The sequence below is a fragment of the aff. Roholtiella sp. LEGE 12411 genome, assembly GCF_015206995.1.
Lineage (GTDB): Bacteria > Cyanobacteriota > Cyanobacteriia > Cyanobacteriales > Nostocaceae > Komarekiella.
In genome coordinates this window covers 24,060-30,362 of sequence record NZ_JADEXR010000065.1, presented here as the reverse complement: position 1 = coordinate 30,362, position 6,303 = coordinate 24,060, and the positions used below count along the sequence as shown (strand labels likewise).

Genomic DNA, 6,303 nt, shown 5'->3' with positions numbered 1-6,303 from the left:
TGTGTATAAGAGACAGCCATTCCCCATGCCATAACGGCCTTCATTTTATAACCATGGGAAGAGGCGGAAACTTTCAAAACCATTTTCCGGGATTTTACTAAGAAGAAAGTATAAAAAGCGAAGAAAATGATACCAAGATCTAAAAATTGTTCATGTAATAATTGATTCACATTGAGTAAAATTAAATAAGAATTAGCAAAAGATGTTGAATTACATCAAGCTCAATACTTATGCCGCTTAAAAAAACTTAATTATATTCATACTAAGAGCGATTGAATTTGTCCTTTGTTCAAAGTTACTAATGATGATGCACGATTCTTGATTTAACGCCTAATCACTACTCTAGAGAAATTACCCATGATTATTGATTCCCATTCTTACACAACTGTTGGTGGTGTACGTATCTCTCGCTCCAGCAAAGAAGTTAAGATGGATACTGCCATCGAAGATATTCTGTTCCATCTAAATTCTCAACGTGGCGGCTTGCTAAAGAGTAGCTATGAGTATCCAGGAAGATATAAGAGATGGGCGATCGGATTTGTCAATCCACCACTAGAATTAACAACACAGGAAAACGCTTTCATTCTGACAGCATTGAATGAGCGTGGTAAGGTACTTTTGCCATTGCTTTTAGAGCGCCTATGCCACTCAAAACAACTTGAGCAAGTCACTCAAAATAATAACGATATCGCAGGATTTGTTAAACCTGCACAACAATTATTTGCTGAAGAAGAACGTAGCCAGCAACCTTCAGTATTTACAGTTATCCGCGAAATTCTACATATTTTCTCTAGTCAAGAAGACGAGCATCTAGGATTGTATGGTGCTTTTGGTTATGACTTAGTTTTCCAGTTTGAGCCAATTCCTCAATGTCTAGATCGTCCTATAGATCAGCGGGATTTAGTGCTTTATTTACCTGATGAACTGATAGTTGTTGACTACTATTTGCAACGTGCATTCTGTGTAAAATATGAATTTGAAACAGAGCATGGTAGCACTAATAATCTTCCTAGAACGGGTGAGTCTGTTGATTATCGAGGAAAGAATCTTCTACCAACGCAAACCGCTGATCATAAAACAGGCGAATATGCCGAACAAGTTGGACTTGCACTAGATTACTTCCGGCGGGGCGATTTATTTGAAGTAGTTCCCAGTCAAAACTTTTTTGAAGCCTGTGAAGAGCCACCCAGTAAACTATTTGAAATCTTAAAGCAAATCAATCCCAGCCCTTATGGTTTTATTTTTAATTTAGGTGGAGAATATCTAATCGGTGCATCTCCTGAAATGTTCGTGCGGGTTGAAGGTAGGCGGGTAGAAACCTGTCCGATTAGTGGTACTATTACCCGTGGACAAGATGCTCTTGGTGATGCCGTTCAAATTCGTCAGTTACTCAACTCACGTAAAGATGAAGCGGAACTGACAATGTGTACTGATGTAGATCGGAATGACAAATCTCGAATTTGTGAGCCAGGTTCAGTACGAGTTATTGGGCGTCGCCAAATTGAATTGTATAGTCATTTGATCCATACAGTAGATCATGTTGAGGGTACATTGCGATCGCAATTTGATGCTTTAGATGCATTCTTAAGCCATACTTGGGCAGTTACAGTAACTGGCGCACCCAAAAGAGCAGCAATAAACTTTATCGAACAGCATGAACGTAGCGCTCGACGTTGGTATGGCGGAGCCGTTGGCTACCTAAACTTTAATGGAAACTTAAATACCGGATTAATTCTGCGGACTATTCGCTTAAAAGATTCAATTGCTCAAGTACGAGTCGGTGCGACTGTTCTTTATGACTCTGTGCCACAAGCAGAAGAACAAGAAACAATCACTAAAGCTGCCGCACTATTTGAAACAATTCGCCGTGCTAAGCAAATAGGTAACAGAACTAACGAGCGTAGTTCCATAAAAATAAGTAAATATATCCCAGATGTCAAGCCTGGTAAACATGTCTTACTAATAGACTACGAAGATTCTTTTGTTCATACACTAGCTAATTACATTCGCCAAACTGGTGCAACTGTCACCACACTACGTCATGGCTTCTCAGAATCCCTATTTGACATAGAACGTCCTGACTTAGTTGTTTTGTCTCCTGGCCCTGGTAAACCAAGTGATTTTAAGGTTCCAGAGACTGTCGCCGCTCTTGTTCGACGCCAAATTCCCATTTTTGGAGTTTGTCTAGGATTGCAAAGCATTGTGGAAGCTTTTGGCGGACAATTAGGAGTTCTCAACTATCCCCAACATGGTAAATCTTCACAGATTTTCGTTACCGATTCCGATTCCGTTTTATTCAAAAACTTACCAGAATCTTTTACAGTCGGTAGATACCATTCATTGTTTGCCCTACCGTCAGATATGCCAACGGAACTCAAAGTAACGGCAATTTCTGATGACGACATCATTATGGGCATTGAGCATCAAACACTTCCCATTGCTGGCGTTCAGTTTCATCCAGAATCAATCATGACTTTAACAGGAGAAGTCGGTTTGGCAATCATTAAAAACGTTGTGTGTGCATATACTGAGAGTCAAGGGTCAAGAGTCAAGAATCAAGGGTCAAAAGTCTAGAGTCCAAAGTCTTCAGATAGCCGGGAGCCGACGCTCCCACTTCTCTTTGCACGCGGCTGGCTTGACTTGAAACGACTGGCGTTCAAAAGTTTAAAGTAGCCCTTTCAGGGTGAGTGAAAATTTGTCCCCCAAGTAGTTTATGAATAAACAAATCGCCTCACCGCGCCACATTCTCGAAGAAATTGTATGGCATAAAAAGCAAGAAGTTGCCCAAATGCAGCAAGAACTGCCTTTAGCTTCTTTGCAACAGCAGTTAACTACTGCTCCAACTGTGCGAGATTTTCTGGCTGCTTTACAGCAGAGTCCCAATCAACCTAGTTTAATTGCCGAAGTTAAAAAAGCCTCCCCAAGTCGCGGGATTATTCGAGAAGACTTTGAGCCAGTGGCGATCGCCCAAGCTTATGAACGCGGTGGTGCGGCTTGTCTGTCAATCCTCACTGATCAAAAGTTCTTTCAAGGCAGTTTTGATAATCTGCGTCTTGTGCGTAAGCAAAGCTCACCGGAGGTATCGCAGGTAGCATTACCCCTACTGTGCAAAGAATTTATCATTGATCCCTACCAAATCTATTTAGCACGGACTGCGGGCGCAGATGCTGTATTGTTGATTGCTGCTATCCTCTCAAATCAAGAACTCCAGAATTTTTTGCGCTTGATTCACGATTTGGGAATGAATGCACTGGTGGAAGTTCATACTTTAACTGAACTGGATCGGGTGTTACAGCTTGATGGCTTACGTTTAGTCGGAATTAACAACCGTAATCTAGAAGATTTTACAGTTAATTTAGCAACAACACAGCAACTTCTAGCACAGCGGCAACAATTGCAGAGCTTGGGTATCACTGTTGTCAGTGAGTCTGGACTTTATACACCTGCGGATTTATCTATTGTGGCTGAGGCTGGTGCTCGTGCAGTTTTGGTAGGTGAGTCTTTGATTAAACAAAATGATATAGAGCAGGCTGTACGTAGTCTTTTGAGCAGCCACTAGGTTGCAAAGAGTTCAAAGGCTCGACGATGGAGTTCAAAGGCTCAACGATGAAGCTTAAAGGCTCAACGATGAAGCTCAAAGGCTCGACGATGAAGCTTAAAGGCTCAACGATGAAGCTTAAAAGCTCGGCGATGAAGCTCAAAAGCTCAGACATGAAGCTTGAAGGCTCAGAGATTAAGCTCAAAAGCTCGACGATGAAGCTTAAAGGCTCAGACATGAAGCTCAAAGGCTCGATTACAAAACTACGATACTCGGCGATGAAAAATGTAGCGTGGACATCGCTAAGTGCTAATTGTTAATTATTCCAAAGTTGTTAACATACCATTAACTATTTTTCAGAATGACTTCTATCTCCGATTACTTTCAAACTTTACGCGATCGCCAACAGTGTGCTTTAATTCCTTTTATCACAGCTGGCGATCCTAACTTAGAAACGACTGCCGAGGCTTTACGTGTATTAGATCGTAACGGTGCTGACTTTATTGAGTTGGGTATTCCCTACTCCGATCCTCTGGCAGATGGGCCTGTGATTCAAGCCGCAGCAACTCGCGCTTTGCAAAGAGGCACAAAATTAGAGCAAGTGCTAGAGATGTTGCAAACTATGAATCCTAGCTTAAAAGCACCGATCATTTTATTTACTTACTACAATCCAATTTTGCACCGGGGTATTAAGTCGTTTCTAGCCTCAATTGCTAATGCTGGCGTGCAAGGATTAGTAGTGCCAGACTTACCCTTAGAAGAAGCCGAAGAATTAATACATACTGCTGCCTCATTTGGAATTGAGGTAATTTTGCTCGTAGCTCCCACCAGTTCTAAGGATAGGATTGAAGCGATCGCCCGGCAATCTCAGGGATTTATCTACCTAGTAAGTGTAACTGGTGTTACAGGTATACGCTCTCATCTCCAAGACCGTGTAAAGCATTTAGTGAAGGATTTGCGAAGCATCACCGATAAACCCATTGGCGTTGGCTTTGGCATCTCAGATCCAGAACAAGCACATCAGGTGATGGAATGGGGTGCAGATGCGGTAATTGTTGGTAGTGCCTTTGTCAAACGCTTAGCTGAAGGTAGCCCCACCCAAGGACTGCAAGCTGTTGAACAACTTTGTCAAGAACTTAAAGCAGCAATTACCCCTGCATCCCTGCAACAAGTCGGTTCTGCTAAATAAACCTTTAGAACTCGTTTTAGAGTTCGTTCCCAGGCTGAGCCTGGGAAGGCCCATAGAGAGGCTCTGCCCCTGATTCTAGCCCCAATTGGAGCCACTTCCTGATCAGTGCAGGACTTACGCAAGGGTCATATTTTTAACGCCAGAGGTTGTCCAGAGTCAAAGGTCAAAAGTCCAAAAAACCTTGACCCTTGACCCTTGACCCTTGACCCTTGACCCTTATACCAGAAGCCTTGTGTGCCAGTTGCGTAAGTGCTAAAGTGCATTCCCAGCCTCAAGCTGGGAACGAGAATACAACCCTAAAAAGAGGATTTTAACTAGTGGTAAGCATACAAGACATCAATACTGCAATATTCCCCTCGACTGCGCAACCCGACTCCTTGGGCCGGTTTGGCAAATTCGGTGGTAAGTACGTCCCGGAAACCTTAATGCCGGCATTAAGTGAGTTGGAAACTGCATTTGAGCAATATCGCAACGAAGCAAGTTTCCAACAAGAACTGCAAAATTTACTCCGGGACTATGTGGGTCGTCCCAGTCCTTTATATTTTGCGGAACGCCTTACAACACATTACGCTAGACCAGATGGTACAGGAGCGCAGATTTATTTAAAGCGTGAAGATTTAAATCATACAGGCGCTCACAAAATTAATAATGCTTTGGCTCAGGTGTTGCTAGCCAAGCGCATGGGTAAACAGCGGATTATTGCGGAAACAGGCGCTGGTCAGCATGGGGTTGCTACTGCAACTGTGTGTGCGCGATTTGGTCTAGACTGTGTGATTTACATGGGCATCCACGATATGGAACGTCAAGCCCTCAACGTGTTTCGGATGAAACTGATGGGAGCGGAAGTTCGTCCAGTGGAAGCAGGGACGGGAACTCTTAAAGATGCAACCTCCGAAGCAATTCGGGACTGGGTGACAAATGTGGAAACAACCCATTACATTTTGGGTTCTGTTGCTGGGCCTCATCCCTACCCGATGATTGTGCGTGATTTCCATGCGGTAATCGGTAAAGAAACTCGCCCTCAGTGTCAGGAAAAATGGGGAGGACTACCAGATATTCTTCTAGCTTGTGTGGGTGGAGGTTCCAACGCCATCGGATTATTTCATGAGTTTGTGCATGAAACATCTGTGCGCCTGATTGGAGTGGAAGCAGCAGGTGAAGGTGTGAATACAGAAAAACATGCTGCAACCTTGACAAAAGGAAGAATAGGTGTATTGCACGGTGCAATGAGCTACTTACTGCAAGATGATGATGGTCAAGTAGTGGAAGCACATTCGATTAGTGCAGGACTAGATTATCCCGGCGTTGGGCCTGAGCACAGCTATTTAAAGGATCTTGGTCGTGCTGAATATTACAGCGTGACCGATAAGCAAGCACTAGAAGCATTTCAGAGGCTTTCGCAACTAGAAGGGATTATCCCAGCCTTAGAAACCGCTCATGCGATCGCCTATCTAGAAACCCTCTGTCCCCAACTCGATGGTAGTCCCCGCATCGTCATCAATTGCTCTGGCAGAGGTGACAAAGATGTGCAAACTGTCGCCAAAGTTATTAGTCATTAGTCATTCGTCCTTTGTCC

General features: G+C 43.4%; 5 protein-coding genes. All 5 read left to right on the top strand.

All coding sequences use genetic code 11. The annotated features are described in order from the left end of the window. Nucleotides 1-357: 357 nt before the first annotated feature. Entirely contained in the window at nt 358-2,574 is a 2,217-nt protein-coding gene (locus tag IQ246_RS15870) for an anthranilate synthase (RefSeq protein WP_194004308.1), read from the top strand. A 139-nt stretch (nt 2,575-2,713) separates the two neighbouring features. Then, complete coding sequence (gene trpC / locus IQ246_RS15865) at nt 2,714-3,559, top strand: indole-3-glycerol phosphate synthase TrpC (RefSeq protein ID WP_194004307.1); 846 nt, start codon at nt 2,714-2,716, stop codon at nt 3,557-3,559. Nucleotides 3,560-3,585: 26 nt separating this feature from the next. Then, complete coding sequence (locus IQ246_RS15860; RefSeq protein WP_244142049.1) at nt 3,586-3,858, top strand: hypothetical protein; 273 nt, start codon at nt 3,586-3,588, stop codon at nt 3,856-3,858. A gap of 41 nt (nt 3,859-3,899) precedes the next feature. Next, on the top strand, nt 3,900-4,727 hold the full coding sequence (gene trpA, locus IQ246_RS15855; protein WP_194004306.1) for a tryptophan synthase subunit alpha: 828 nt from the start codon (nt 3,900-3,902) through the stop codon (nt 4,725-4,727). Nucleotides 4,728-5,053: 326 nt separating this feature from the next. Beyond that, nucleotides 5,054-6,286 carry a tryptophan synthase subunit beta gene (gene trpB / locus IQ246_RS15850; protein WP_194004314.1) on the top strand — a complete coding sequence of 411 codons (1,233 nt, stop codon included), beginning with the start codon at nt 5,054-5,056 and terminating at the stop codon, nt 6,284-6,286. The last annotated feature ends 17 nt before the right edge of the window (nt 6,287-6,303 follow it).